Source organism: Blastococcus sp. VKM Ac-2987 (assembly GCF_026967805.1).
Taxonomy (GTDB): Bacteria; Actinomycetota; Actinomycetes; order Mycobacteriales; family Geodermatophilaceae; genus Blastococcus.
In genome coordinates, this window is record NZ_JAPVBG010000001.1 from 22223 (window position 1) to 48998 (window position 26776).

Below are 26776 nucleotides of genomic sequence, written 5' to 3' on the forward strand. Positions count from 1 at the left end.
GTCAGCGGGCGTCGAGCGCGGCCCGCATGGCCCCGATGGGCGCCGGCTGCCCGGTCATCAGCTCCACCTGCTCGGTGGCCTGCCAGAACAGCACCTCGAGGCCGCTGACGACCGTGCCGCCGGCCGCGGTCACCCGCTCGGCCAGCGGCGTGGGCCACGGGGAGTACAGGACGTCGAGCACCGTCTGACCGGATCCCCAGTCCAGCGCCGCCACGGCCGGCTGGCCGTCGACGGGCACGGTGCTGACGACGACCGGGGCCACGACCCGCGCGCCGGCCAGCGGGAGGACGCGGCTGTCCACGCCGAGGGTGTCCAGCACCCGCACCAGCTCACCGGCCCGGGACGGCTCCCGGACGACGACGTCCACCCGGCGGGCGCCCAGCGACGAGAGCGCGACGGCGGCGGCCGCCGCCGTCCCCCCGGCGCCCAGGACCGCGGCCTCCTCCACCTGCTCGACCCCGGCCAGCTGCAACGCCATGCCGATGCCGGTGACGTCGGTGTTCTCCGCGCGCCACCCGGCCTCGGTGCGGACCAGCGTGTTGGCCGCCCGCAGCAGCCGCGGCAGCGGCTCTACCACGTCGGCGGCCTCGACCGCGGCCTGCTTGCAGGGCATGGTGACCGAGAAGCCGCGCCACTCCTCACCCAGCCCCGCCAGCAGCACCGGGACGTCCGCCGACCCCACGTCGAGGGCGTCGTAGGTCCAGTCGTCGAGGCCCAGCGCCGCGTAGGCGGCCCGGTGCAGCAGCGGGGAGAGCGAGTGCGTCACCGGCCGCCCGAGGACCGCCGCCCGCTGGTGCCGCTCAGCCACCGCAGCCGAGACCGGCCGCGGCGCACCGCTGCCGGGCGGCCTGGAACTCGCCGTAGTCGCTGGTGAAGAAGTGCGCGCCCTCCTGGGACTCCAGCACGTAGTACAGGAGTTCCCCGCTGCTCGGTGCCAGGGCCGCCTCGAGGCTGGCCTCGCCGGGGACGCTGATCGGCGTCGGCGGCAGGCCCTGGCGGTTCCGGGTGTTGTACGGGTTGTCCGACGCCAGATCGGTGACGGTCAGCTCGTTGCCGCTCTTGTCCAGCCCGTAGGCCAGCGTGGCGTCGATGCCGAGGGCGATCCCCTGCTCCAGCCGGTTGTAGATCACCTGGGCCACGTCGGGACGCTCCTCGTCCAGCCGCGTCTCCGACTGGATCATGGACGCCACCGTGACGACCTCGAACGGGGTGAGCCCCAGCGCAGCGGCGCGCTCGGTCAGCTGCAGCCGGTCGGCCGTGGCGGTGAACGTGTCGACCATCTGCTGCAGCATCTGCTGCGGCGTGGTGTCGGGCTCGAAGTCGTAGGTCGCCGGGAACAGGAAGCCCTCCAGCTGCCCGTTGGCGTACTCGGGCAGGCTGAGGACGTTCGGGTCGGCCGCCGCCCGCAGCTCCTCGATCGGCGTGCCGGTCTCCTCGGCCAGCCGGGCGAGGACCTGCTCCACGGTGAAGCCCTCGGGAACGGTCACCCGGGACACCTGGCGGGACGCCGGGTCGAGCAGGAGCTCCAGCGCCGCCTCGCCGCTCATCTGCTGCCGCACGGTGTAGACACCGGGCTGGATGCTGGTCGCGTCGGGGTTGGCCGCCGCCGCGTCGACGAACGGGCCGGTGGAGGCGATGACGTCGGCCTCCTGCAGCGTGCGGGCGATGTCGCTGAGCGTGTCCCCCTCCTGCACGCGCACGTCGACGCTGCCGGTGCCCGCACCGGTGTAGTCCTGCGCGGCGGGGTTGAACAGGGACAGCAGCTGCTGGCCGCCGAGCACGATGCCCGCCACGAGGCCGCCCAGCACCAGCAGGGCCGCGGCGACGGCGAAGGGGCGACGTCGCCGGCGGCGCCGGTCGCCGCGCGCGTCGTAGGGCGCGACCGGGATGTCGTCGTCGGTCAGCGAGCCGTCGGCGACCGGGTCGTCGGAGACCCCCAGCAATTCGTGGCCGTCGTCGAGGACGTCGTCGTGCGGCGCGTGGCCGGACTCGTCGGCGGGCACGGGCGCGGCGGCGCCGCGGCGGCGGAGCAGACCGCGGCGCCGTGGGCGGTCGTCGTCCACGTTCGCACCGATGACGTCCAGCCCACCGGTCTCCTCCCAGGCGGACGAGCCGCCCGGGGTGCGGGTGTCGTCGGGGAGGTCGTCGTCGGGGAGGTCGTCGCCGGGACGGCTGCTCAGCCGGGGCGCCGCGACGGTGGCGTCGTCGTCCCCGTCCTCCTGGCGCGGGTGCAACCGGCCCCAGGTCCCGGTGGGCAGCGGCGGGAGCGGCGCCGAGGGGTGCTGGCGGCCGCCGCCGTGCTCGTCGCCGCCGTGCCGGGACCTGAGCGGGTGGGAGGGGTGGTCACCGGAGCCGGCCGACCACCGGTCCGGCCCGACGAGCGGACCGGTCGCGTCCACGCCGTGATCGGTCGGCCGGGACCCGGGGCGGGGACCGCCCGGGCCGCGGTCGGACCGGTGCTGGGAGGGGTACGCGGAGGGGCCCGGCGGGAAGCCGTCGGCTGCTGGGGCGCCGGGGCCCGTCCGGAACGGCGACGCACCGGCGCCGCCGTCGGAGGAGTGCCGGCCCCGCCGCGGCGGCCCGCCGGGCGCGGTCACGAGGGCGCCCGCCGGCTGTCGAGATACTGCTGGAGGATCACCACGGCAGCCGCCTGGTCGATCACTGCGCGCTGGCGGCGGCTGTCGATGCCGCCCTCACGGAGGTGGCTGGCTGCGGTCACGGTGGAAAGCCTCTCGTCGATCAGGTTCACCGGCACATCCGGAATGCGGTCGGCCAGTTCCTGAGCGTAATCGGCGGCGTCCTGGGCGGAGCTGCCCGACGCACCCGACAGGTGCACCGGCTCCCCCACGACCACCTCCGTCACCTCGTGTTCCACCACGAGGGCGGCGAGCTGGTCCAGGTCGGCCTTGTCCTTGGCCCGCCGGAGGGTCTCCAGCGGGCTGGCGAGCACCCCGGTCGGGTCGGACAGGGCCACGCCCACCCGGACGGTCCCGACGTCGACACCCAGCACCCGGCCGCGCACGGCCGGGGCGTCCGCTCGGCGCGGGGGCACCTTCAGGTGCTGGGGCCAGCCGCCGGACAGGTCGATCTCGGTGGTCTCGTGCTTGACCGGAGGGAACCCCTGGCTGAGGTCGATCTCGGTCGTCGGGTGGTAGGTCGGCTGCTCCCCCGTGGACGGCCGGGGCCGCGCCGGCGGCACGGCCGGCAGCTCGCGCCGCCGCCCACCGACCGGGCCGGTGTCCTCGGGGCTGTGCTCGGATCCGGACACGTTGGTCTACCTCCCACTGGCGGCCGCGACCGCCTGCTCGCCGGCCTGCAACGCCGCGGGGATACCCGCAGCATCGGTTCCGCCCCCCTGGGCGACGTCGGACTTCCCGCCACCGCGACCGCCGACGGGGGCCGAGGCCGCCTTCAGGACGTCGTTGGCCGACAGCCCCTGCGCGACCGCGGTCGCGTTCAGCGCGGCCACCAGTGCCACCTTGCCACCAGTCTCCGAGGCCAGCAGCACGACCACCGGCCGGTCGGCCCCCAGCCGCCCCCGGACGTCGAGGGCAAGAGTGCGCAGGTCGCCGCCGCCCAGACCCGCCGGCGAGCCGGTGACGACGGCGACCCCGCCGACGTCCCGGGCCCCGGCGGCCAGGTCACCGGCCGCGGCGACGCTCTGCTGGGCGCGCAGGTCGGCCAGCTCCCGGTCCAGGTCGCGCAGGCGGGCGACCATGCCGCTCACCCGGTCGACCAGCCCGTCCTGCGGCGACTTGAGGAGATCGGCGAGCTGGCGCACCAGGTCCCGCTCGCGGGCGAGGTACCGGAACCCCTCCAGCCCGACGACCGCCTCGACGCGGCGGGAACCCGAGCCGACCGAGGACTCCCCGGTGAGCGCCAGGGTGCCGATCTGGGCGCTGCCCCGCACGTGGGTGCCACCGCAGAGCTCGCGCGACCACGGGCCACCGATCTCCACGACCCGGACCTGCTCCCCGTAGGTCTCGCCGAACAGCGCCAGGGCGCCGAACGCCTGCGCCTCGGGCAGCGTCATCCAGGACGCCGACACCGCGTGGTCGGCGCGCACGGCGGCGTTGGCGACGTCCTCGATGTCGGTGCGCTGCTGCGCGGTGAGCGCGCCCTGCCAGGCGAAGTCCAGCCGCAGGTAGCCGGGCCGGTTGTAGGAACCCGACTGCAGGGCCTGCGGTCCGAGCACCTGGCGCAGCGCGGCGTGCACCACGTGGGTGCCCGAGTGCGCCTGGCAGGCCGACAGCCGCCACTCGCGGTCGACCTCGGCGGTCAGCTCGGCGCCGTCGCGCAGCTCGCCCTCCAGCACCCGCACCTGGTGGGCGACGAGGCCCTTGACCGGCCGCTGCACGTCGATGACCTCGGCGCGCCCGCCGTCCCAGGTGAGGATGCCGGCGTCGGCGACCTGCCCGCCGGACTCGGCGTAGAACGGCGTCCGGTCCAGGACCACGCGGGTGATCTCCCCGGGGCCGGCCGGGCGCTCGCCCTGGTCGTCGCCCTCGCGCACGATGCCGAGGACGCGGGAGTCGGTGCGCAGCGTCTCGTAGGCCTGCCAGTCGGTGGGCCCGTGATCTGCCAGCAGCCGGCGGTAGGCCAGGACGTCGACCGAGCCGGTGCGCTTGGCGCGCGCGTCGGCGCGGGCCCGGTCCCGCTGCTCCGTCATGAGGGCCCGGAAGCCCGCCTCGTCGACGGTGACGCCCTGCTCGGCGGCCATCTCGAGGGTGACGTCGATCGGGAAGCCGTAGGTGTCGTGCAGGCTGAAGGCCTGGTCGCCCGAGAGCTTGGGGGTGCCGGCCTGCTTGGCCTGCCGCACGGCCGTGTCGAACAGCGCCGTGCCGGAGGTGAGGGTGCGGCGGAACGCCTCCTCCTCGGCGTAGGCGACGCCGGAGATCCGGGCGAAGTCGGTGCCCAGCTCGGGGTAGCTGGCGCTCATCGCGTCCCGGGAGACCGGCAGCAGCTCGGGGAGGGTTGCGTCGTCGACGCCCAGCAGCTTCATCGACCGGACGGCGCGGCGCAGCAGCCGGCGGAGGATGTAGCCGCGGCCCTCGTTGCCCGGGGTGACGCCGTCGCCGATGAGCATCAACCCGCTGCGCACGTGGTCGGCGACCACGCGCAGGCGGACGTCGGCCTCGTGGTCCTTGCCGTAGGTCACGCCGGCGATCTCGGCCGCGCGCCGCAGCACCGGGGCGACCTCGTCGATCTCGTACATGTTGTCGACGCCCTGCAGCAGGTACGCGACCCGCTCCAGGCCCATGCCGGTGTCGATGTTCTTCTTCGGCAGCTCGCCGACGACCGTGAACTCCTCCTTGCTCCGGACGTCGGTCAGCTCGTACTGCATGAAGACGAGGTTCCAGATCTCCAGGAACCGGTCGCCGGCGGTGTCCACCAGGGGCCCGCCGTCGGGGCCGAACTGCGGACCGCGGTCGAAGTAGATCTCCGAGCACGGGCCGCCGGGGCCCGCGGCCCCGGTGTGCCAGTAGTTGTCCTTCTTGCCCAGCCGCTGGATCCGCTCGGCCGGCAGTCCCGCGATGCGGTGCCACGCCTCGGCGGCCTCGTCGTCGTCCAGGTAGACCGTCACCCAGAGCCGGTCGGGGTCGAAGCCCAGGCCGCCGTCCGCCACCGGCCCGGTGAGCAGGTCCCAGGCGTGCTGGATCGCACCGTCCTTGAAGTAGTCGCCGAAGGAGAAGTTGCCGTTCATCTGGAAGAACGTGCCGTGGCGGGTGGTCTTGCCCACCTCCTCGATGTCGAGGGTGCGCACGCACTTCTGCACGCTGGTGGCCCGCGGGAACGGCGCCGGCTCCCGGCCGGTCAGGTACGGGATGAACGGCACCATGCCGGCCACGGTGAACAGCAGCGACGGGTCCGGGGAGACCAGCGAGGCGCTGGGGACGACGGTGTGGCCGCGCTGGGCGAAGTGCTCCAGGAAGCGGCGGCGGATCTCGGCGGTCTGCATCAGGTCTTCTCGGTGTCGGGGGCCGGTGCGGTGCTCGGGCCGGCCCCGGGGATCAGAGGTCGGCGGCGTGCGATCCGCGGCGCAGGGCCGCGGCGTCAGCGGCGTCGGGCAGCGGCGCGTCCAGGCCGGTGCCGGCGCGCAGCTCCAGCTCCCGCTCGCTCATCGCCTCGCGGATGTCGGCGCCGAAGTCGCCGATCGCGTCGGCCAGGTCGCGCAGGCCCTCGGCGATCGAGGCGCCGATGCCGGCCGGCGTCATCTTCTCGGCGGCGGCGGAGAGCTTGCGGACGACGAGCGCACCGATCGTGATCCCCATCGCGAGCCAGAACAGCCGGCGCATCAGGCGGCCCGCCGGGCGGCGCGGCGGCTGCGGCGCTCGGCCTTGTCGCGCGCGGCGGCGTCGGCCAGGGCCTGGCCCTCGCGCTTCTTCCTGGTCGCGCTGCGGACGCCGTAGCTGAACGCAGCCACCTTGATCAGCGGGCTGCCCAGCGTGGCGGCGACGACGCTGGTGAGCGCGGCGACGTTGCTGGACACGTTGGCGGCGTTGCCGGTGATGTCGTCGACCCGCTCCAGGTTGCTGTTCACGTGCGCCACCGTGGTGCTCGCCTGGCCGAGGATCGGAGCGCTCTGCTCACGGACCTGGCGGATGGTCAGGGTGGTCTCGTCCAGCGTCCGGCCCAGCTTGAGCAGCGGCACGGCGACGAGCACCACCAGCAGCACCAGGGCGCCGGCTGCGATCAGCCCGGCGATCTCTCCTACGGACACGCGTGCTCCTGTTCTCGGGGGTCTCGGCGCCGGGAGCGGACTCCGGCCTCGTCACAGTAGTCGTGGGCCCCCGCCGCCGTCCGTGCCCCGCCGGGCGGTCACCGCTGCCGCCGGATGATCGCCCGCAGCTTGGCCAGCCGTTCGCCGAGCCGCGCCTCGGCGCCGCGCCCGGTCGGCCGGTAGTAGTCCTTCCCGACCAGCGCGTCCGGCGGGTACTGCTGCGGGACGACGCCGTCGGGGTGGGCGTGCGGGTAGACGTAGGTGGTGCCGTGGCCGAGCTTCTTCGCGCCGCCGTAGTGGGCGTCCCGCAGCCCGGCCGGCACCGGACCGCCCAGCCCGGCCCGCACGTCGGACATCGACTCGCCGATGGCCGCGGTGACGGCGTTCGACTTCGGCGCCGTGGCCAGGTGGACCACCGCCTGGGCCAGCGCGAAGTGCCCCTCGGGCATGCCGATGAAGGCGACCGCGTCCGCGGCGGCCACCGCGGTGAGCAGAGCCGTCGGGTCGGCCATGCCGATGTCCTCGCTGGCGCTGATGACCAGCCGCCGGGCGATGAAGCGCGGGTCCTCCCCCGCGGTGACCATGCGCGCCAGGTAGTGCAGCGCGGCGTCGACGTCGCTGCCGCGGATGCTCTTGATCAGCGCGCTGGCGACGTCGTAGTGCATGTCGCCCTGCCGGTCGTAGCGCACGGCCGCCTGCGCGACCGCCGTCTCCAGCGTGGCGAGGTCGATCTCGCCCGAGCCGACCGCCCGGGCCGCACCGGCGCCCGACTCCAGCGCGGTGAGCGCCTTGCGGGCGTCGCCGCCGGCCACCCGCACCAGGTGGTCCTCGGCCTCGGCGCTGAGCGTCAGCGCCCCCGCCAGGCCGCGCTCGCTGGTGAGCGCCCGGTGCAGCACCGCGCGGACGTCGTCGTCGGTGAGCGGCTGCAGCGCCAGGACGAGGCTCCGGGACAGCAGCGGGCTGACGACGGAGAAGAACGGGTTCTCGGTGGTGGCGGCGATCAGGCTGACGATCCGGTCCTCCACCGCCGACAGCAGGCTGTCCTGCTGGGTCTTGGAGAACCGGTGCACCTCGTCGATGAAGAGCACGGTGCGGCGGCCGGCGTAGGTGAGCTCGCGCCGGGCGCTCTGGATGACCGCGCGCACCTCCTTCACCCCGGCGTCCAGGGCGGAGAGCTGCACGAACTGCCGCTTGGTGGCCAGCGAGATGACGTGCGCCAGCGTGGTCTTGCCGGTGCCGGGCGGGCCGTAGAGCACGAGGGACATCGGCTCGTCGGACTCGACCAGCCGGCGCAGCGGGGCGCGGTCGCCGAGCAGGTGCTGCTGGCCGACGACCTCCTCCAGCGCGCGCGGCCGCATCCGCACCGCCAGCGGCGCTCCCGGGTCGACGACGGGACCGTCCTGCCCCTCGTCGGCCGGCTGGTCGAACAAACTCACGACACCACCGGTTCGCTGCCGCGGTGCGCTCCGCTCCTCGCTCGTTCCTCGCTGCGATGCTCACGCACCTGTCCGCTCACGGTTGCGACGCTACCCGCGGGGCACGACGGTCCCCATGCAGCAGCGACGCATCGGGAACCTGACCGTGGGCGCCATCGGCCTCGGCGCCATGCCCCTGTCCACGAAGGCCGACCGGCCCTCGCACGACGACGGCGTCGCGGTCGTCCACGCGGCCCTGGACGCGGGCGTGACGCTGGTCGACACCGCCGACGCGTACTCCCGCGACGAGGCGGAGTTCGGGCACAACGAGTCGCTGGTGGCCGACGCCCTGCGGTCCTACGGCCCGGGTGCCGCCGACGTGCTGGTGGCGACCAAGGGCGGGCACACCCGGCATGGCACCGACTGGGAGCTCGACGGGTCGCCGGCCTACCTGCGGCGGGCCTGCGAGGCGTCGCTGCGCCGGCTCGGGGTGGACGCCATCGGCCTGTACCAGTTCCACCGGCCCGACCCGGCCACGCCGTGGGAGGACTCGATGGGGGCGCTGCGCGCGCTGGCCGACGACGGCCTGGTGCGGGCGGTCGGCATCTCCAACGCCGACATCGCGCAGATCGACGTCGCCCGGTCGATCCTCGGCGAGGCGCTGGTGAGCGTGCAGAACCAGTTCTCGCCCGGCTGGCGGGGCTCCGCCGACGAGCTCGCCCACTGCGCGCAGCACGGGCTGGCCTTCCTCCCGTGGAGCCCGTTCGGCGGGGTGGGCGCCGCCGGGTCGCTGGGGTCGAGCTCCCCCGCGTTCGCCGAGCTGGCCGACGAGCTGGGCGTGTCGGTGTACCGCGTGACGCTCGCCTGGCACCTGGCGCAGAGCGACGTCGTCGTCCCGATCCCCGGCGCGTCGAGGGTGCAGTCCGTCGTCGACTCGGCGGCCGCGGCCGACGTGGTGCTGACCCCCGACCAGCTGGCCCGCCTCGACGCCGCCTGATCCTCCGCGTTGATCATCGTCATCCGGCTGGCCCGATCGGCGTGTCTACCAGCCACGTGACGATGATCAACGCGAGGTGACCGCATCCACAGCACCCGCAGGAATCCACAGATCTCGCCGCCGGCTCGGCCGGTGGGACCCGCGCGACCAGCGTCGGCGGCATGTCCCTCCCTCCGACCTGGACGACGAACGAGGCGCGGGCGGCCGGCCTCACCCGTGCTCGCCTGCGCGGCGCCTCCTTCGTACGACTCGCACACGGGTTCACGGCCCGGCTGGACGACGCCGTCGACGAGGCGGAGCGGCTCCGGCTGCTCGCCCGCGTGCTCCCGGCGGACGCGGCGTACAGCCACGGGACCGCCGCCGCCCTCCTGGGCGCGCCCGTCGACACAGCACGCCGGGCGCACATCGTCCTGACCCCGCGACGGGTACTCCCGCAGCGAGCGGAGTTCGTGACGCACGCACGCCGACTGCTGCCGGAGGACGTCGTCCAGCACCTGGGTCTCCGGGTCACGTCCGGTGCGCAGACCTTCCTCGACCTGGCAGCGACGATGCCGCCGGCGGACCTGGTGGCGGTCGGCGACGCCCTCATGCGAGCCGGCCACCTCGACCCGGTCGCCGTGGCGCGACGTCTGGAGCGGGCGGCGCGGGTGCGCGGCGTCGTCCGCGCGCGGGAGTGCGCGCCACTGCTGTCGCCGCTGGCCATGTCGCGCCCGGAGAGCGTGATCCGGTACTGGCTGGCGGTGAGCCACCTCCCGACACCGACACCACAGGCGCCGGTGCACGACCGGTGGGGCCGCGCCGTGACGCACGCCGACCTCGGCTACGAGGAATGGAAGGTCGCGCTGGAGTACGAGGGCAGGCAGCACGCCGACCCCGACCAGTTCGACCGGGACGTCGACCGCTACTCGCTCATGGCGGCCGACGGCTGGCTCGTCCTGAGATTCGCCCGGCGGCACCTGAGGTCCCGCTCCATGGTGCTCGACCGCACCCGCCGGGCGTTGCTCAGTCGCGGCTGGCGCGATCCTCGCGGTTGATCATCGGCGGGTGGCGGGCCGACGCGCCGACGGGGCCAGCCATACGCCGATGATCAACCGGGAGCGGGGGCGCGACATCAGCGTCCGAGGACCTCGCCCAGCGCCGCCAGGACGAGCGCCACCCTGGCCGGCGAGGCGTTCGGGCCCATCAGGCCGATCCGCCAGACGGTCGTGGCGTAGGCGCCCACTCCACCGCCGATCTCCAGGTCGAACCGCTCGAGCAGCTCCGCGCGCACCGCGCCCGCGTCGACGCCGTCCGGCACCTTCACCGTGGTGAGCTCGGGCAGCCGGTGGCCCTCGGCGGCGAAGAGCTCCAGCCCCAGCGCGGCCAGACCCTCGTGCAGCTGCCGGCCGGCCGCGGCGTGCCGGGCGTGCACGGCGTCCAGGCCCTCGTCGAGGATCCGGCCCAGGCCGGCGTGCAGCGACACGACCATCCCGGTGGGGGCGGTGTGGTGGTAGGTCCGCCCGCCGGTGCCGGCCGCCTCGCCGGCGTACCCGCCGAGCATGCCGAGGTCGAGGTACCAGCTCTGCGGCTTCTCGATCCGGCGGTCCCACGCGCGGTCGTTGATGGTGAAGGGTGCGAGCCCCGGGGCGACGCCCAGGCACTTCTGCGACCCGGAGTAGGCGAGGTCCACGCCCCAGTCGTCGAGCTGCACCGGGATGCCGCCGAGCGAGGTCACGCAGTCGGCGAGCAGCAGCGCGTCGCCCTTCCCGGCCGCCAGCGGCGCCAGGTCCGACAGCACACCTGTGGAGGTCTCGGCGTGCACGGCGGCGATCAGCTTCGGCGACGGGTGCGCGGCCAGCACGCGCTCGGCGTCCACCGGCTGCCCCCACTCGTGGTCCACGGCCACCACCTCGGCCCCGCACCGCGAGGCGACGTCGACCATCCGCTGCCCGAACAGGCCGTTCACCGCGACGACGACGACGTCCCCGGGGCCCACGGTGTTGACGAACGCCGCCTCCATGCCCGCCGAGCCGGTCGCCGACAGCGGCAGGGTGCGGCGGTTCGCCGTCCCGAACACCTGCCGGAGCCGCTCGGAGGTCTCGTCCAGGATGCCGAGGAACACCGGGTCGAGGTGCCCCAGCAGCGGCTGGGCGAGGGCGACCTGCGCCTCCGGGTACGGGTTGGACGGGCCGGGACCGAGCAGGGTGCGGGCGCGCAGCGACATGCCTGGGACGCTACCGGCGAGCAGGCGTGCCGCGCCCCCGGTGCGGCCGACCCCGGGAGGACACACGTGACCGACGAGCCCGGCGAGCTGCGCCGCGACGACGCCGCGGTGATGTGGCGGACCTACGCCGCGGCGCACCCGGACGCGGTCGGCCCCGGAGAGAAGCCGGCCGTCGAGCGGTTCGGGGACACCGCCGCGCTCGCCGACGAGCTGCTCGGCCTCGTCCTGCACGGCCCCAAGCGCGCGACCGCCGGTCTGGTACTGGACTTCCGCGACGCGGCCGAGCCGCTCCCGGCGATCGGCGGGCACTGGGTGGCCTGCGACGGTGCCGGCCGGCCCCGCTGCGTGCTGCGCAGCGTGGAGCTCCGGATCGGCCCGCTGGCCAGCGTGGACGACGCCTTCGCCTGGGACGAGGGCGAGGGCGACCGCACCCGCGCCTCCTGGCTCGAGGCGCACGAGCGCTACTTCCGCCGGACGCTCACGGCCCGCGGCCGGACCTGGTCCGACGACCTCGAGGTGGTCTTCGAGCGCTTCCGCGTCGTGTGGCCCCCCGAGGTCGCCGGCTGAGGCGGTCTTACTTCGTCGGGTCGGAGGGACCGGGGGCGCCGGGCTGGCCGGGCGCCGCGGGCTCCTCCGGCTCCGCGTCGATCCCGGCCTCCTTGCGCTGCGCGTCGGTGATCGGCGTCGGCGCACCGGTCAGCGGGTCGAACCCGGCGCCGGTCTTCGGGAAGGCGATGACCTCGCGGATCGACTCCACGCCCGACAGCAGCGCGGTCAGCCGGTCCCAGCCCAGGGCCGCGCCGGCGTGCGGCGGGGGCCCGTAGGCGAATGCCTCCAGGAACCAGCCGAACTGGGCGCGGGCCTCCTCCTGCGTCATGCCGAGGGTCTGGAACACCCGCTCCTGCAGCTCGGCGTCGGCGATGCGGACGGAGCCGCTCATCACCTCGTTGCCGTTGATCACCATGTCGTAGGCGTCGGACAGCGCCGCGCCCTTGTCCTCGGCGAACCGGTCCCGCCACTCGGGGGTGGGCGAGGTGAAGGGGTGGTGCATGAACGTCCAGTCGCCGTCCTCGGTCTCCTCGAACATCGGGAAGTCGACGACGAACAGGAACGACCAGGAACCCGGCTCGACGAGCTCGAGCCGCTTGGCGATCTCGTTGCGCGCGGCGCCCAGCAGCTCCTGCGCCGAGCGCCGCGCGCCGGCGGCGAAGAAGACGCAGTCACCGGGCTGCGCCCCGACCGCCTCGACCAGGCCCTCGCGCTCTGCCTCGGAGATGTTCTTGGCGACCGGACCCCCGAGGGTGCCGTCCTCGGCGATCGTCACGTAGGCCAGCCCGCGATAGCCCCGCGACTTGGCCCAGTCCTGCCACGCGTCGAACGCCCGGCGCGGCTGCGACCCGCCGCCGGGCATGACGACGGCGCCCACGTACGGGGCCTGGAAGACCCGGAACGGGGTGTCGGCGAAGTAGGACGTCAGCTCGGTGAGCTCGACGCCGAAGCGCAGGTCGGGCTTGTCGGAGCCGAACCGGTCCATCGCCTCGCGGTAGGTCATCCGCGGGATCTCCGGCACCTCGTACGAGGCGAGCTCCCGCCACAGCGAGCGGACGACGTCCTCGGCGACGGCGAGCACGTCGTCGCGCTCGACGAAGCTCATCTCGAAGTCCAGCTGGGTGAACTCCGGCTGCCGGTCGGCGCGGAAGTCCTCGTCCCGGAAGCAGCGGGCGATCTGGTAGTACCGCTCCAGCCCACCGATCATCAGCAGCTGCTTGAACAGCTGCGGCGACTGCGGCAGCGCGTACCACTTGCCCTGCTGCAGCCGGACCGGCACGAGGAAGTCGCGGGCGCCCTCGGGGGTGGAGCGGGTCAGGTTCGGCGTCTCCACCTCGGCGAACCCGTGGCGGTGCATCACCTCGCGCGCGACCCGGCTGACCTCCGACCGCAGCCGGATCGCCTTCGCCGGGCCCTGCCGGCGCAGGTCCAGGTAGCGGTACCGGTAGCGGACGTCGTCGGAGGCCGCCTGGTCGGACTCGACCGGGAACGGCAGCGGCGCAGCGGCCGACAGCACCCGCAGCTCGCTCGTCGCGACCTCGATCCCCCCGGTCGGCAGCTCCGGGTTCTCGTTGCCCTCCGGACGGCGGCGCACCTCCCCGGTCACGAGCACGCAGTACTCGTTGCGCAGGTGGTGGGCCTCCTCCTCCCGGACGACGACCTGGACGTAGCCCGAGGCGTCGCGCAGGTCGAGGAAGACCACCCCGCCGTGGTCGCGACGGCGGGCGACCCAGCCGGCGAGGGTGACGGTGGTACCGGCGTCGGACGCGCGGAGCGCGCCGGCGTCGTGGGTGCGAAGCAAGGTCGGGCCTCTCAGGACGGAAGGTGGGTTACCAGCGGTCGTGCACGTGGGCGCGGATGCGCTCGTCGTACAGCCGCTCGAGGTCGGCGAGCTGGGCGTCCGACAGCGGCGCCATCGTGGCCGCCGCGACGTTGCCCCGCACCTGGGTGACGTTGCGCGCCCCCGGGATGACGGTGGTGACGCCGGGCTGGTCGATGATCCAGCGCAGCGCGAAGGCCGCCGTGGGCACGGCGTCACCGGCGATGGCGGCCACCTCCCGGGCGGCGTCGACACCGACGTCGAAGGGCACGCCGGCGAACGTCTCGCCGACGTCGAAGGCCTCGCCGTTGCGGTTGAAGTTCCGGTGGTCGTCGGCCGCGAACGTCGTCGTCTCGTCGTACTTGCCGGTCAGCAACCCGCTGGCCAGCGGCACGCGCGCCAGGATCCCGACGCCGGCCTCCCGCGCGGCGGGCAGCAGCTCCTCCAGCGGCTTGCGCCGGAAGATGTTGAGGATGACCTGGATCGTCTGGACGCCCTCGTGCTGCAGGGCCGTCAGGCCCTCCGCCACGGTCTCCACCGACACCCCGTAGGCGGCGATAGAGCCGTCGGCCACGAACCCGTCGAGGGTGTCGTACACCCGCTCGTCGGAGTAGACCGCGGTCGGCGGGCAGTGCAGCTGCACCAGGTCCAGGGTGTCGACGCCGAGGTTGCGGCGGGACCGGTCGACCCAGGCCCGCAGGTTCTCGGGCGTGTACTGCGCGGCCTCGAACGGGTCGGCGCGCCGGCCGGCCTTGGTCGCCACGAACGGCCGGTCGACCCGGGGCGCCAGCGCCTTGCGGATGCGCTCCTCCGAGCGGCCGTCGCCGTAGACGTCCGCGGTGTCCAGCAGGGTCACGCCCGCGTCGAGCGCGGCGTCGAGGACGTCGCCCGCGGTGTCCTCGTCGACGTCGCCCCAGTCCCCGCCGAGCTGCCAGGTGCCCAGGCCGATCACGCCGACGTCTGCTCCGGTCCGCCCGAGCGGGCGCTGCTCCATGGAAGTCACTCCCCCACCGTCGCACGTCGCAGTGCATCGAACAGCTCGGCCACCGGCACCGCCCGCTGCTCACCGGTGCGCATGTCCTTCAGCTGACCCACGCCCTCGGCGAGGTCGCGCTCGCCGACGACGACGACGTGCGAGGCGCCGGACCGGTCGGCCGCCTTCATCGCGCCCTTGAGCCCGCGGTCGCCGTAGACGGTGTCGGCCGCGACGCCGGCCTGGCGCAGCTGCCCGACCAGCCGGACCGCCAGCCGCTTGGCCTCGGACCCGAGCGGGACGACGAACGCCTGCACGCCGGCCACCGCGCCGATGTCGAGACCCTCGGCCTGGACGGCGAGCAGCGTGCGGTCGACGCCGACGGCGTAGCCGATCCCGGAGACGTCCGGACCGCCCAGGGCCGCCGACAGCCCGTCGTAGCGCCCGCCGCCGCCGATGGCCGACTGCGCGCCGAGCCCGGAGTGCACGAACTCGAACGTGGTCTTCGTGTAGTAGTCCAGGCCGCGCACGAGCCGGGGGGCCTCGGTCCAGGTGACCCCGAGGTCGGTGAGGTGCTGCCGGACGGCGTCGTAGTGCGCCCGGGTGGAGTCCGAGAGGTGGTCGACCATCAGCGGGGCGTCGCCGAGCTGGGCCTGCACCTCGGGCCGCTTGTCGTCGAGCACCCGCAGCGGGTTGATCGCCGCGCGCCGCCGGGTCTCCTCGTCGAGATCGAGCTTCGCGAGGTAGGCGACGAGCAGCTCGCGGTACTGCGGGCGGCACGTCGCGTCACCCAGCGAGGTGAGCAGCAGCTCGAAGTCGGTGAGCCCGAGGTCGCGGAACCCCTGCACCCCGAGCGCCACCACCTCGGCGTCCAACGCCGGGTCGTCGGTGCCGAGGGCCTCCATGTCCACCTGGGTGAAGTGCCGGTAGCGCCCGGCCTGCGGGCGCTCGTACCGGAACGCCGAGCCGACGGTCCAGAGCTTCACCGGGAGGGCGCCGTCGTGCAGCCGGTGCTCGATGAAGGCGCGCATCAGGCCGGCGGTCAGCTCCGGGCGCAGGGTCAGCGAGCGGCCGCCGCGGTCGTCGAAGGTGTACATCTCCTTGGTGACGACGTCGGTGGACTCCCCCACCCCGCGGGAGAAGACGGCGGTCTCCTCGAACACCGGCGTCTCGACGTAGCCGTACCCGGCCCGGCGCAGCGGCGCCGTGAGCGTGTCCCGGACGGCGAGGAAGCGCGCCGAGTCGGGCGGCAGCGTGTCGAAGGTCCCCTTCGGTGCGGTGAGACCGGCGCTCACAGCCCGCGCCCCTTGGCGGGGGCCTGGGCAGCCTCCGCGAGGTAGGGGTTGGTGGCCCGCTCGCGGCCGATCGTCGTCGCCGGGCCGTGGCCGGGCAGCACCACCGTCTCGTCGTCCAGCGGGAGGACGACGTCGCGCAGCGACGCGAGCATCGCGTCCCACGACCCGCCGGGCAGGTCGACGCGGCCCACCGATCCGGCGAAGAGCACGTCCCCGGCCAGCAGCCCGGGCGCCTCGCCGAGGTCGACGGAGAACATCACCGAGCCCTGGGTGTGCCCGGGCGCGTGCCGCACCGTCAGGTCCACCCCCGCCAGCGACAGCACCGCACCGTCGTCCAGCGTGCGGACGTCGGAGGGGTCCGGCAGCCGCACGCCGGTGATCAGCGGGGCCAGCGCCGGTCCGTGCCAGCGGGCAGGGTCCGACAGCATGCCGAGGTCGTCGGGGTGCAGGTAGGCGGGGATGTCGTAGCCGTCGCACACCGGCAGCACCGAGAAGGTGTGGTCCAGGTGCCCGTGCGTCAGCACGACCGCGACCGGCTTCAGGCCGTCCTCGGCGAGCATGCGGGCCAGGGGCTCGACGGCGTCCATGCCGGGGTCGACGACGACGCACTCCTGCCCCGGGCCGGGAGCGACGGCGTAGCAGTTGGTGCCGAACGCGCCGGCGGGGAAGGAGCGGATGAGCACCCGTGCAGGTTACGCGGGGGCGCACGGGGGTTCCGGCGCTGCCAGGGAACACCCAGCCCGGCCACCTAGACTCGCACCCCGACCAGCGCGCCGGCCGCCCGTCCGCACCGCCGTCGAGGCCGCCCACCGCGCCCCCGTCCGCCCGAGGAGTCCGCACCCGTGCCCACGAACAAGCAGCGTCGCGAAGCCGCGCAGCGCCACCTGCAGCGTCAGCTGGAGCGCCGCGCCGAGCAGGGGAAGAAGCGCCGCCGCAACCTGGGCCTCCTCCTCGCCGCGCTCGCCGTCGTCGTCGTCGCGGGCGTGGCGCTGCTGGTCACCGGCGTGCTCGGCGGCGAGGACGGCACCGACGACCAGGCCGCCGGCACGACCACCCCGACGACCCCGTCGGCGACCAGCTCGGCGGCGGCGCGCACCACCAACGCCGACGGCACCGTCACCTGCGAGTACCTGCCCGACGAGTCGGGGAACACCAACCTCACCGACGTGGGCACCCCGCCGAACCCGGAGGCGACCCCCACCCAGGGCACCGCGAGCGTCCTGATGAGCACCAGCCAGGGCGACCTCACCCTCACCCTGGACCGCGCGCAGGCCCCCTGCGCGGCGGCCAGCTTCGTCTACCTCACCGAGCAGGGTTTCTACGACGGCACCCCCTGCCACCGGCTGGTCAACGCGGAGACCTTCGGCGTGCTGCAGTGCGGCGACCCGACCGGCACCGGCTCCGGCGGCCCCAGCTACAAGTACGCCGAGGAGGTCACCCCGGAGACCACCTATCCCCGCGGGACGGTCGCCATGGCCAAGACCGCGGCGCCCGACAGCACCGGCGGCCAGTTCTTCCTCACCTTCGTCGACACCGAGCTGCCGCCGGAGTACACCGTCGTCGGCTCGATCGACGAGGCCGGGCTGGCGGTCCTCGACGAGGTCGCGGCCGGTGGCGTCGAGGGCGCCGAGGGCCCCGGTGACGGCGCGCCGGTCATCCCGGTGACCATCGAGGACATGGCCGTCGTCAGCTAGCGGCCGCCTGCCACTCCCCAGGCATAGGAGGCTTTGCCTACGGTTTCCGACCCGGAACCGTAGGCAAAGCTTCCTATGCCTACTGCGGACGAGGCGTCGGGCTGCCCGCTCGACGTGCTCGGAGGCCCTTACGCGGTGACGCGCTCGACGTCGAAGACGCCCTCCACGTTGCGCACGGTCTGCAGGACGGCGCCGAGGTGGGCCGGGTCGGCGAGCTCGAAGGTGAACCGGCTGATCGCCACGCGGTCGCGGCTGGTCTGCACCGACGCCGACAGGATGTTGACCCGCTCGTCGGCCAGCGCCTTGGTGACGTCGGAGAGCAGCCGGTGCCGGTCGAGCGCCTCCACCTGGATGGCGACCAGGAAGACCGAGCCCGGGGACGACGCCCACTCGACCTCGACCAGACGTTCAGGCTTGCTCTGCAGGTCGCCGGCGTTGGTGCAGTCGGTGCGGTGCACGCTCACGCCGCCGCCGCGGGTGACGAAGCCGAGGACGTCGTCGCCGGGCACCGGCGTGCAGCACTTGGCGAGCTTGGCCCAGACGTCGGTCATCCCGTGCACGATGATCCCCGGGTCCCCGCCGGACGAGCGACGCGCGACCGGCCGGCGGGTGGGGATCGCGGTCTCGGCGATGTCCTCGGCCGCACCCTCGCTGCCGCCCAGGGCGACCATCAGCTTCTCGACCACGGAGGCGGCCGACAGCTGGCTCTCCCCCACCGCCGCGTACAGCGCGGTGACGTCGGCGAAGCGGAGGTCCTTGGCCAGCGTGGAGAGCGCCTCGCCGCCCAGGAGCCGCTGCAACGGCAGCCCGGCCTTGCGCATGGCGCGGGTCAGGGCCTCCTTGCCGGCCTCGACCGCGTCCTCGCGGCGCTCCTTGGTGAACCACTGGCGGATCTTGGTGCGGGCCCGGGAGGAGCCGACGAAGGTCAGCCAGTCCTTCGACGGGCCGGCGGTGGGCGACTTGGACGTGAAGATCTCGACGACGTCGCCGTTGGTCAGCTTGCTGTCCAGGGAGACCAGCGAGCCGTTCACCCGGGCGCCGATCGTGCGGTAGCCGACCTCGGTGTGCACGGCGAACGCGAAGTCGACCGGCGTCGCCTCGCCGGGCAGGCTGACGACGTCGCCCTTCGGCGTGAAGACGAAGACCTCCTGCGGGCCGAGGTCGTAGCGCAGCGTCTCGAGGAACTCGCCGGGCTCCTGCGCCTCGCGCTGCCAGTCCAGCAGCTGGCGCAGCCACAGCATGTCGTCGGGCGAGCCGGCCTTCGGCGGGGCGCCGAACTCCCCGGCGCTCGGCTTGCCCCCGGCGCGGGCCTTCTCCTTGTACTTCCAGTGCGCGGCGATGCCGTACTCGGCGGTGCGGTGCATGTCGTGCGTGCGGATCTGCAGCTCGACCGGCTTGCCCTGCGGCCCGATGACCGTGGTGTGCAGCGACTGGTACATGTTGAACTTCGGCATCGCCACGAAGTCCTTGAAGCGGCCCGGTACCGGCTGCCAGTGGGCGTGCATGATGCCCAGCGCCGCGTAGCAGTCCCGCACCGAGTCCACCAGGATGCGGATGCCGACGAGGTCCCAGATGTCGGTGAAGTCGCGGCCGCGGACGATCATCTTCTGGTAGATCGAGTAGTAGTGCTTGGGCCGGCCGCTCACCACGGCGTCGATCTTGGCGGCCTTCAGCTGCTCGTTGACCGTCGAGGTCACCTCGGCCAGGTAGGTGTCCCGGGACGGGGCGCGCTCGGCCACCAGCCGCACGATCTCGTCGTAGCGCTTGGGGTAGAGCGTGGCGAACGCGAGGTCCTCGAGCTCCCACTTGATCGTGTTCATGCCCAGCCGGTGGGCCAGCGGGGCGAGGATCTCCAGCGTCTCGCGCGCCTTCTTCTCCTGCTTCTCCGGCGGGAGGAAGCGCAGCGTGCGCATGTTGTGCAGCCGGTCGGCGAGCTTGATGACCAGCACCCGCGGGTCGCGGGACATCGCGACGATCATCTTGCGGATCGTCTCGGCCTGGGCGGCGTCGCCCAGCTTCACCTTGTCGATCTTGGTGACGCCGTCGACCAGGTGGGCCACCTCCGACCCGAAGTCGGTGGTGATCGTCTCCAGGGTGACGCCGGTGTCCTCGACGGTGTCGTGCAGCAGGGCCGCGATCAGGGTGGTCGTGTCCATCCCGAGCCCGGCGAGGATGGTGGCGACGGCGAGCGGGTGGGTGATGTACGGGTCACCGCTCTTGCGCTTCTGCGCGGCGTGCGCCGCCTCGGCGACGTCGTAGGCCCGCTGGAGCAGCGCGAGATCGGCCTTGGGGTGGCTCGGCCGGTGCAGGGAGGCGAGCGGCTCGAGCACCGGGCGGACCAGGCCGCTGCGCTGACCGGCGACGATCCGCCGGGCCAGCCGGTCGCGCACCCGCCGGCGCGGCGCACCCGACTCGGGGTCGAGGGGCTCGGCACCGACGTCGTCGGGGCGGCGCACCACGGGGCGCTCGGGCAGCGGGCTGCGGACCGGCGCCTCCCCCACCGCGTCGGGCGCGGTCCCCGGGGCCTCCGGAACCGGAGCGGGCCGCGCGGCAGCCGTGTCGGCGGCTACTTCGGAAGCCACGGCGACTCCTGCGGCTGGCGGAGGGGGGACCCCGTCCATGCTAGCGGGACCACGCGCCCCGGCGCCGCGCCCACAGGGACCTTCTCCCCCGCTCAGGTGGTCCAGAGGGCCTGCACGGCGTGCGGGGCCAGCACCTGCCGCCCGCCGAGCGTCGCGAGCTCCACGACGACCGAGACGGCGGCGACCACTCCCCCCAGCTGCTCGACGAGGCCGACCGCGGCCGCCAGCGTGCCGCCGGTGGCCAGCACGTCGTCCACGACCAGCACCCGCTGACCGGGCCGGATGGAGTCGGAGTGCAGCTCCAGCGTCGCGGTGCCGTACTCCAGCGCGTACTCGGCGGCGATCCGCTCGCGCGGCAGCTTCCCGGCCTTGCGCACCGGGACGACGCCCACGCCGGCGTCCAGCGCCACGGCCGCGGCGAGCAGGAAGCCGCGCGCCTCGACCCCGACGACGACGTCGAAGTCCCGCGGCCCCGACCGGCTGTCGGCGAGCGCGGCCGCCCGGGGGTCGGACACCGCCGGCGCCGCCAGCCCCTCGACCATGCGCCGGAACGCGGTCCCGTCGGCGAAGGCCGGGGTGAGGTCCCGGAACACGACGCCGGGCTCCGGGTGGTCCGGGACGTCGACGGTGAGGGAGGCGATGAGCTCGTCGAGCGGTTGCCCGGCCGAGGTGCCGCTCACCGGCGGCGCTTGCCGGCCGGCCGGGTGCGCCCGTCGGGACGCTGCGGGCGGGCACCGGGCCGCGGGGCCGCGGTGGACCCCCGGGACGGCTCCGGGCGCACCGACGACGGCGACTCGACGACGACGTCGGCGGGCACCGCGCCCGGCAGGTCCGCCGCCACCACGGACGCGGCGGTCGCGCCGCCGGAGCGCCGCCGGCGGGCGCTGGCGACCGGCCCGACCGGGGCGCCGCCGGCGCGGGCCGCCGAGGAGCGCCGGGCCAGGACCCGGCGGCGCAGGGCCTCCTGGGCGGGCTCGCGCTCCTTGAGGTCGGCCACGATCGGCGTCGCCAGGAAGATCGACGAGTAGGTCCCGGCGGCCAGGCCCACGAAGAGCACGAGCGCCAGGTCCTTGAGGGTGCCGACGCCGAGCAGCCCGGCCCCGACGAAGAGCAGGCCGGCGACCGGCAGCAGGGCGATCACCGAGGTGTTGATCGACCGCATCAGCGTCTGGTTGACCGCGAGGTTCGCCGCCTCGCCCCAGGTCATGCGGGCGCTGCGCTCCAGGTCCCGGGTGTTCTCGTCGACCTTGTCGAACACCACGACGGTGTCGTACAGGGAGAACCCGAGGATGGTGAGGAAGCCGATCACGGTCGAGGGGGTCACCTCGAAGCCGACCAGCGAGTAGACGCCGGCGGTGACGATGATGTCGTGCGCCAGGGCGCCCATCGCGCCGACGGCCATCTTGGGCTGGAAGCGCACGGCCAGGAACAGCACGACGGCGACGAGGAAGACCACCAGCGCCACCAGCGCCTGGTTGGTGATGTCCTGACCCCAGTCGGCGCTCACCGACTCGGGGCTGACCTGGTCGGGCTCGATGCCGGTCGCGTCGGCCAGCGCGCCGACGACGGCGCGCTCGGTGTCGTTGTCCAGCTGCGCGGTGCGGATGAGCAGGCTGTTGCCGCCGACGACCTGGGCGGTGGACACCTCCGCCCCGGCGTCCTCGGCGGCGGCCCGGGCGTCCTGCAGCTGCTGCTCGGTGCCGGGCAGCCGGAAGCTGTTGCCGCCGGCGAAGTCGATGCCGAAGTTGAACCCCCGGAAGACCATCGAGGCGAGGCAGAGCAGCACGACCACCGCGGTGATCTTGTAGATCAGCCGGCTGCGGCCGACGACGTCCAGCCCGACCTCGCCGTTGTACAGCCGCGAGGTGAGGCCGGCGCGCCGGCCCGCTCCGGGGGCGGCGGGCGCGGCGGTCTCGTCGCCGCCGGGGTCCTGCGGCAGCCCGGCGTCGGCGAGCGCGTCCTCACCTGAGCCCACCGGTGCCTCCTCCGGCGGCTGCTCCGCCGGGTCGGTGGGACGGGTCATGAGGTGCTCCTGTCCTGGTGGCCCGCCCCGGAGGCGGCGCCGACGAGCTCGCGGCCGCGGGCCGGCGTGCCGGCGTCCGGGCGGCGGGTGTGCTGGACCTGGCCGAGGCCGGAGAACCGGTTCTTCCCGAAGCCCTTGAGCCGGGACAGCACCGCCATGAGCGGGTGGGTGAAGAGGAAGACGACGACGAGGTCGAGGACCGTCGACATGCCGAGCGTGAACGCGAAGCCCTTCACGTCGCCGATCGCCAGCACGTAGAGGATCGCGGCCGCGAGGAAGCTGACCGCGTCGGCGGAGAGGATGGTGCGGCGCGCGCGGACCCAGGCCCGGGGCACCGCCGAGCGCAGCGAGCGGCCCTCGCGGATCTCGTCCTTGAGGCGCTCGAAGTAGACGACGAACGAGTCGGCGGTGATGCCGATGGACACGATGAACCCGGCGATGCCGGCGAGGCTCAGCGTGAAGCCGATCTCGCGGCCCAGCAGGATCAGGAAGGCGTAGACGACCACTGCCGAGAGAGCGAGGCTGGCGATCATGACCAGGCCGAGCAGCCGGTAGTAGAGCAGCGCGTAGACGAACACCAGCGCGATGCCGATGCCACCGGCGATCAGGCCCGCCTCCAGCTGCTCCTCGCCGAGCTCGGTTGAGATCGACTGCGCGGTCGCCTGGGTGAAGGTCAGCGGCAGGGCGCCGTAGCGGAGCTGGTTGGCGAGCTCCGTGGCCGACTCCTGGTCGAAGTCACCGGTGATGGTGGTCTGGCCGTTGATCGCGCCCTGGATGGTGGGCGCGGAGACGACCCGGCCGTCCAGGGTGAAGGCGACGTTGGCCCCCACGTTGGCAGCGGTGTAAGCCGCCCAGGTCGCGCGGCCGCCGGACTGGAAGTCCAGCAGGACGATCCAGCTGCCGTCCGTCGGGTCGGTCGCGGCGCTGGCGTCGTCGATCTCGGTGCCCTCGATGATCGTGGGGCCGAGCAGGTACTTCGCGGCGCCGTCCTCGCTGCAGGCGGCCACGTAGGACTCCGGCCGGTCGACGTCGCCGGTCACGTTCTCCGCCTCGCAGGTCAGCGTGGCGAACTCCGCTGCGGCCTCCTCCTGCGTCACGGCCGGGGCGTCCGGGTCGGGGAGCGCCGGGTCCTCGACGGCGTCGTCGGCCCCCTCGTCCCCGGTCGCCGTGTCCCCGGTCGCGGTGTCGTCGGTCGCCGTGTCGTCGGTCGCCTCGGCGCCGTCGGCGGTCTCGGCGCCCTCCTCGGTCGTCGCGTCCTCCGCGGGGGTGGCCGCGGCGACCTCGATGACCGGGCGGAAGCGCAGCTGCGCCGTGGCGCCGAGTTCGCGCGCCTGCTCGCCGTCCTCCCCGGGGACGGAGATGACGATGTTGGAGTCGCCCTCGGTGACCACCTCGGCCTCGGCGACGCCGAGGCCGTTCACCCGCTGCTCGATGATCCGGCGGGCCAGCTCCAGATCCTCCTGGGCCGGCGCCTGGCCGTCGGGGGTGCGGGCGGTCAGGGTGACGGTCGTGCCGCCGCGCAGGTCGAGCCCGAGCTGCGGTGTCCGGGTGTCTCCGGTGAAGAAGACCAGCCCGTAGAGGAGGGCGACGATCAGCGCGAACGCGCCGAAGTAGCGCCCCGCGGGGAGGGAGCGGTTGGCCACGGAGGTCTACCGGGTCAGACGGTGCCGTCGGCCGGGCGGGACGGGTCGTCCCCGACCGCGTCCACGCCGGCCGGGCGCCGCACCTCGAGGACCGCCTGGCGGGCGAAGGTGACGACGACGCCCGGCGCGATCTCAAGGTCGAGCGTGGTGTCACCGAGCGCGGCGACGGTGCCGTGCAGCCCGCTGGTGGTCATGATCGGGGTGCCGATCGTGAGCGACGCCTGCATCGCCGCGCTCTGCTCCTGCATCTTCTTGCGCTGCCGCGCGGGCAGCACGAACAGCACGACGGCCAGCAGGGCCAGCATGATCAGCGGGAAGTACTCCACGACAGGTGTGCCTCTCTTCCGCGACTGGTGCTCCGCGGTGGGTGCGGTCCGGGACGGGACCGCGTCGGGTACGTCGGCACCGGCACGCGCGGCGACCAGACGGGACGCGCACGTTCCGGCCTGCGAGTTGCGCGCCAGCGTCCGGGAGTCTAGGCGTCGAACAGAGCTTCTGACGACGACCCCGGTGCCTGTGGGTCTGCTGTGACCCGCCCGAGGGGGACGCCGCCCCGCGGCAGCGGCTGCCCGAGGTGCTGCCAGGCCGCCTCGGTGGCAACCCGCCCGCGCGAGGTGCGGGCCAGCAGCCCCGCGCGCACCAGGAAGGGCTCGCACACCTCCTCGACGGTGTGCGGCTCCTCCCCCACCGCCACGGCGAGGGTGGCGACGCCGACCGGCCCGCCGCCGAACTTGACGACCAGCGCCTCCAGGACGGCGCGGTCGAGGCGGTCCAGGCCGAGGTGGTCGACGTCGTAGAGCGCCAGCGCCGCCTCGGCGACGGCGCGGGTGACCCGGCCGTCGCCCTCGACCTCGGCGTAGTCGCGCACCCGGCGCAGCAGCCGGTTGGCGATCCGCGGGGTGCCCCGCGAGCGGCCGGCGATCTCCGCCGACCCCTCGTCGGTCAGCTCCACGCCGAGCAGGTCGGCGCTGCGGGCGAGCACCCGCTGCAGGTCCTCGGGCTCGTAGAACTCCATCTGGCCGACGAACCCGAAGCGGTCGCGCAGCGGGCCGGTCAGCAGCCCGGCGCGGGTGGTGGCGCCGACGAGCGTGAACGGGTTGATCTCCAGCGGGATCGCCGTGGCGCCGGGCCCCTTGCCGACGACGACGTCGACCCGGAAGTCCTCCATCGCCATGTAGAGGAGCTCCTCGGCGGGGCGGGCGATGCGGTGGATCTCGTCGATGAAGAGCACGTCGCCGGCCGCCAGGTTGGAGAGCATGGCGGCGAGGTCGCCGGAGCGCTCGATCGCGGGGCCGCTGGTGATCTTCACCGACGTGCCGAGCTCGGAGCCGATGATCAGCGCCAGGCTGGTCTTCCCCAGGCCGGGCGGACCGGAGAGCAGCACGTGGTCGGGGGTGCGACCACGCCGCTTGGCCCCCTCCAGCACCAGGGCGAGCTGCCGGGCGACCTTGGGCTGGCCGATGAAGTCCTGCAGCGAGTGCGGGCGCAGCGCCGATTCGACGACCCGCTCCTCGTCACCCGCCTGCGGCGAGACCGTCCACTCCGGCGCCGCCTCGCCGGCCAGCTCCCCGGTCAGCGAGCGGTCGAACGGCGCGCTCATGACCTGCCCAGCAGCTGGAGGGCCTGGCGGAGCAGGACGGCGACCTCGACGCTGCCGGTGGCGACGACCTGCTCGTCGGCCACCGGGGCGAGCTGGGTGACCGCGCCCTCGGCCTCCTTGGCGCTCCAGCCCAGCCCGACCAGGGCCGAGGTGAGCTGGTCGCGCCACGGGGCCACCGGCGTGACCGGCAGGCCGGCGGGCGCCGGTGCGTCGAGGGAGGTGTCGGTGCTGGTCGAGCCGAGGCGATCGCGCAGCTCGAGGATCAGTCGCTCGGCACCCTTCTTGCCGATGCCCGGCACCTGCATGAGTGCCTTGACGTCGGCCGTCGACACCGCCCGCCGGACCTCCCGCGGCGGGTGGATGGCCAGCACCGCCTGGGCCAGCCGCGGGCCGACGCCGTTCGCGGTCTGCAGCAGCTCGAACAGCTGGCGCTCGTCGTCGTCGGCGAAGCCGTAGAGGGTGAGCGAGTCCTCGCGCACCACGAGGCTGGTGGCCAGCCGGGCCGCCTCGCCCACCTGCAGCCGGGCGATCGTGCCGGGCGTGCACTGCACCGACAGACCGATCCCGCCCACCTCGACGACGGCGCCGTCGGGACCCACCGCGGCCACCCGGCCGTGCAGGCTGGCGATCATCGGGCCGCCACCCCCGTCCAGCGCGGCAGGGTCGTCGCGCGCACCGGCGCGCCGATGCCGCTCGCGATCGCCGCGCTGCGCAGCCGCTGCTGCGCCGGGCCGCGCCAGGCGTGGCAGACGGCGAGGGCCAGCGCGTCGGCGGCGTCGGCCGGCTTGGGTGCGGCGGCGAGCCCGAGGACCCGGGTGACCATGAGGGTGACCTGCTCCTTGTCCGCGCGGCCGTTGCCGGAGATGGCCGCCTTGACCTCGCTGGGCGTGTGCCAGGCGACCGGCCGGTCCGCCTGCGCCGCGGCCAGCGCGGCGACACCGGCCGCCTGCGCCGTCCCCGTGGCGGTGCCCTTGTTGTTCTGGGTGAAGACCCGCTCGATCGCCACGACGTCGGGCCGGTGCTCCCGCAGCAGCGCCGTGACGGCGGTGTGCAGCTCCAGCAGGCGCAGCTCCAGGTCCAGCTCCGGCATGGTGCGGACCACGCCGACGCCGATCGCCGCGGGGCGCGCGCCGGGGCGACCGTCGACCACACCCCACCCGCACCGGGTGAGGCCCGGGTCGATGCCGAGCACCCGCATGGTCACGCTCCCGTCAGCCGAACTGGTGTTCGACCCACGCTAACCGGCGACGGGGACGACAGGC

24 protein-coding genes are annotated in these 26776 nt (G+C 74.3%); 4 read left to right on the plus strand and 20 right to left on the minus strand.

The features are described 5' to 3' along the window. Nucleotide 1: 1 nt before the first annotated feature. The 7 genes from O2W17_RS00105 to O2W17_RS00135 form a co-directional block, all read right to left on the minus strand. The gene (locus tag O2W17_RS00105; protein WP_269190359.1) at nt 2-808 is read right to left on the minus strand and encodes a shikimate dehydrogenase; all 807 of its coding nucleotides are present in this window, start codon (nt 806-808) and stop codon (nt 2-4) included. Continuing rightward, nucleotides 801-2399: an endolytic transglycosylase MltG gene (gene mltG / locus O2W17_RS00110; RefSeq protein ID WP_269190360.1), complete on the minus strand. Its 1599-nt coding sequence runs from the start codon at nt 2397-2399 to the stop codon at nt 801-803. Before mltG ends, O2W17_RS00105 begins: the two co-directional genes overlap by 8 nt. A 194-nt stretch (nt 2400-2593) precedes the next feature. Then, nucleotides 2594-3268: a Holliday junction resolvase RuvX gene (ruvX, locus tag O2W17_RS00115; RefSeq protein WP_269190361.1), complete on the minus strand. Its 675-nt coding sequence runs from the start codon at nt 3266-3268 to the stop codon at nt 2594-2596. Nucleotides 3269-3274: 6 nt separating this feature from the next. Then, nucleotides 3275-5959 carry an alanine--tRNA ligase gene (gene alaS, locus O2W17_RS00120; protein WP_269190362.1) on the minus strand — a complete coding sequence of 895 codons (2685 nt, stop codon included), beginning with the start codon at nt 5957-5959 and terminating at the stop codon, nt 3275-3277. Between the two features lie 52 nt (nt 5960-6011). Continuing rightward, nucleotides 6012-6296: a hypothetical protein gene (locus O2W17_RS00125; RefSeq protein WP_269190363.1), complete on the minus strand. Its 285-nt coding sequence runs from the start codon at nt 6294-6296 to the stop codon at nt 6012-6014. Beyond that, complete coding sequence (locus O2W17_RS00130; RefSeq protein ID WP_269190364.1) at nt 6296-6721, minus strand: DUF948 domain-containing protein; 426 nt, start codon at nt 6719-6721, stop codon at nt 6296-6298. Before O2W17_RS00130 ends, O2W17_RS00125 begins: the two co-directional genes overlap by 1 nt. A gap of 98 nt (nt 6722-6819) precedes the next feature. Further along, nucleotides 6820-8157, minus strand: coding sequence for a replication-associated recombination protein A (locus O2W17_RS00135; protein ID WP_269190365.1), 1338 nt, complete (start codon nt 8155-8157; stop codon nt 6820-6822). A gap of 115 nt (nt 8158-8272) precedes the next feature. Between O2W17_RS00135 and O2W17_RS00140 the strand changes: the two genes are divergently transcribed. Both O2W17_RS00140 and O2W17_RS00145 read left to right on the plus strand, forming a co-directional pair. After that, a complete protein-coding gene (locus tag O2W17_RS00140; RefSeq protein WP_269190366.1) occupies nt 8273-9133 on the plus strand; it encodes an aldo/keto reductase in 861 nt (286 codons plus the stop codon). Between the two features lie 161 nt (nt 9134-9294). Beyond that, nucleotides 9295-10167: a hypothetical protein gene (locus tag O2W17_RS00145; protein ID WP_269190367.1), complete on the plus strand. Its 873-nt coding sequence runs from the start codon at nt 9295-9297 to the stop codon at nt 10165-10167. A 77-nt stretch (nt 10168-10244) separates the two neighbouring features. Here the strand turns inward: O2W17_RS00145 and O2W17_RS00150 are convergent, their stop codons facing one another. Beyond that, the gene (locus O2W17_RS00150; RefSeq protein WP_269190368.1) at nt 10245-11336 is read right to left on the minus strand and encodes a pyridoxal-phosphate-dependent aminotransferase family protein; all 1092 of its coding nucleotides are present in this window, start codon (nt 11334-11336) and stop codon (nt 10245-10247) included. A gap of 66 nt (nt 11337-11402) precedes the next feature. Between O2W17_RS00150 and O2W17_RS00155 the strand changes: the two genes are divergently transcribed. Further along, entirely contained in the window at nt 11403-11903 is a 501-nt protein-coding gene (locus O2W17_RS00155; RefSeq protein ID WP_269190369.1) for an ASCH domain-containing protein, read from the plus strand. A 7-nt stretch (nt 11904-11910) separates the two neighbouring features. Here the strand turns inward: O2W17_RS00155 and aspS are convergent, their stop codons facing one another. The 4 genes from aspS to O2W17_RS00175 are packed head-to-tail and all read right to left on the minus strand — an operon-like array spanning nt 11911 to nt 16655. Next, a complete protein-coding gene (gene aspS / locus O2W17_RS00160) occupies nt 11911-13686 on the minus strand; it encodes an aspartate--tRNA ligase (RefSeq protein WP_269190370.1) in 1776 nt (591 codons plus the stop codon). Nucleotides 13687-13714: 28 nt separating this feature from the next. Beyond that, nucleotides 13715-14698: an aldo/keto reductase gene (locus tag O2W17_RS00165; RefSeq protein ID WP_269190371.1), complete on the minus strand. Its 984-nt coding sequence runs from the start codon at nt 14696-14698 to the stop codon at nt 13715-13717. A 5-nt stretch (nt 14699-14703) separates the two neighbouring features. After that, on the minus strand, nt 14704-15972 hold the full coding sequence (gene hisS / locus O2W17_RS00170; RefSeq protein WP_269190372.1) for a histidine--tRNA ligase: 1269 nt from the start codon (nt 15970-15972) through the stop codon (nt 14704-14706). Next, nucleotides 15969-16655 (minus strand): MBL fold metallo-hydrolase, encoded by a 687-nt coding sequence (locus O2W17_RS00175; protein WP_269190373.1) that lies wholly within the window; start codon nt 16653-16655, stop codon nt 15969-15971. The genes hisS and O2W17_RS00175 overlap by 4 nt, the downstream gene beginning before the upstream one ends. A gap of 159 nt (nt 16656-16814) precedes the next feature. Here O2W17_RS00175 and O2W17_RS00180 point away from each other — a divergent pair, with 159 nt between their 5' ends. After that, nucleotides 16815-17666, plus strand: a complete 852-nt coding sequence (locus O2W17_RS00180) for a peptidylprolyl isomerase (protein WP_269190374.1) — start codon at nt 16815-16817, stop codon at nt 17664-17666. A gap of 128 nt (nt 17667-17794) precedes the next feature. On the opposite strand, the gene O2W17_RS00185 is transcribed toward O2W17_RS00180, so the two are convergent. The 8 genes from O2W17_RS00185 to ruvC form a co-directional block, all read right to left on the minus strand. Beyond that, entirely contained in the window at nt 17795-20248 is a 2454-nt protein-coding gene (locus O2W17_RS00185; RefSeq protein ID WP_269190375.1) for a RelA/SpoT family protein, read from the minus strand. 92 nt (nt 20249-20340) lie between these two features. Next, nucleotides 20341-20928 carry an adenine phosphoribosyltransferase gene (locus O2W17_RS00190; RefSeq protein WP_331254259.1) on the minus strand — a complete coding sequence of 196 codons (588 nt, stop codon included), beginning with the start codon at nt 20926-20928 and terminating at the stop codon, nt 20341-20343. Beyond that, nucleotides 20925-22271: a protein translocase subunit SecF gene (gene secF / locus O2W17_RS00195; protein WP_269190376.1), complete on the minus strand. Its 1347-nt coding sequence runs from the start codon at nt 22269-22271 to the stop codon at nt 20925-20927. The genes O2W17_RS00190 and secF overlap by 4 nt, the downstream gene beginning before the upstream one ends. Next, entirely contained in the window at nt 22268-23914 is a 1647-nt protein-coding gene (gene secD / locus O2W17_RS00200; protein ID WP_269190377.1) for a protein translocase subunit SecD, read from the minus strand. The genes secF and secD overlap by 4 nt, the downstream gene beginning before the upstream one ends. A 14-nt stretch (nt 23915-23928) precedes the next feature. Continuing rightward, nucleotides 23929-24240 carry a preprotein translocase subunit YajC gene (gene yajC / locus O2W17_RS00205; protein WP_269190378.1) on the minus strand — a complete coding sequence of 104 codons (312 nt, stop codon included), beginning with the start codon at nt 24238-24240 and terminating at the stop codon, nt 23929-23931. A gap of 149 nt (nt 24241-24389) precedes the next feature. Further along, the gene (ruvB, locus tag O2W17_RS00210) at nt 24390-25514 is read right to left on the minus strand and encodes a Holliday junction branch migration DNA helicase RuvB (RefSeq protein WP_269190379.1); all 1125 of its coding nucleotides are present in this window, start codon (nt 25512-25514) and stop codon (nt 24390-24392) included. Then, nucleotides 25511-26146 carry a Holliday junction branch migration protein RuvA gene (gene ruvA, locus O2W17_RS00215; RefSeq protein WP_269190380.1) on the minus strand — a complete coding sequence of 212 codons (636 nt, stop codon included), beginning with the start codon at nt 26144-26146 and terminating at the stop codon, nt 25511-25513. The genes ruvB and ruvA overlap by 4 nt, the downstream gene beginning before the upstream one ends. Next, nucleotides 26143-26712 carry a crossover junction endodeoxyribonuclease RuvC gene (gene ruvC / locus O2W17_RS00220; RefSeq protein ID WP_269192032.1) on the minus strand — a complete coding sequence of 190 codons (570 nt, stop codon included), beginning with the start codon at nt 26710-26712 and terminating at the stop codon, nt 26143-26145. The genes ruvA and ruvC overlap by 4 nt, the downstream gene beginning before the upstream one ends. Nucleotides 26713-26776 lie beyond the last annotated feature (64 nt).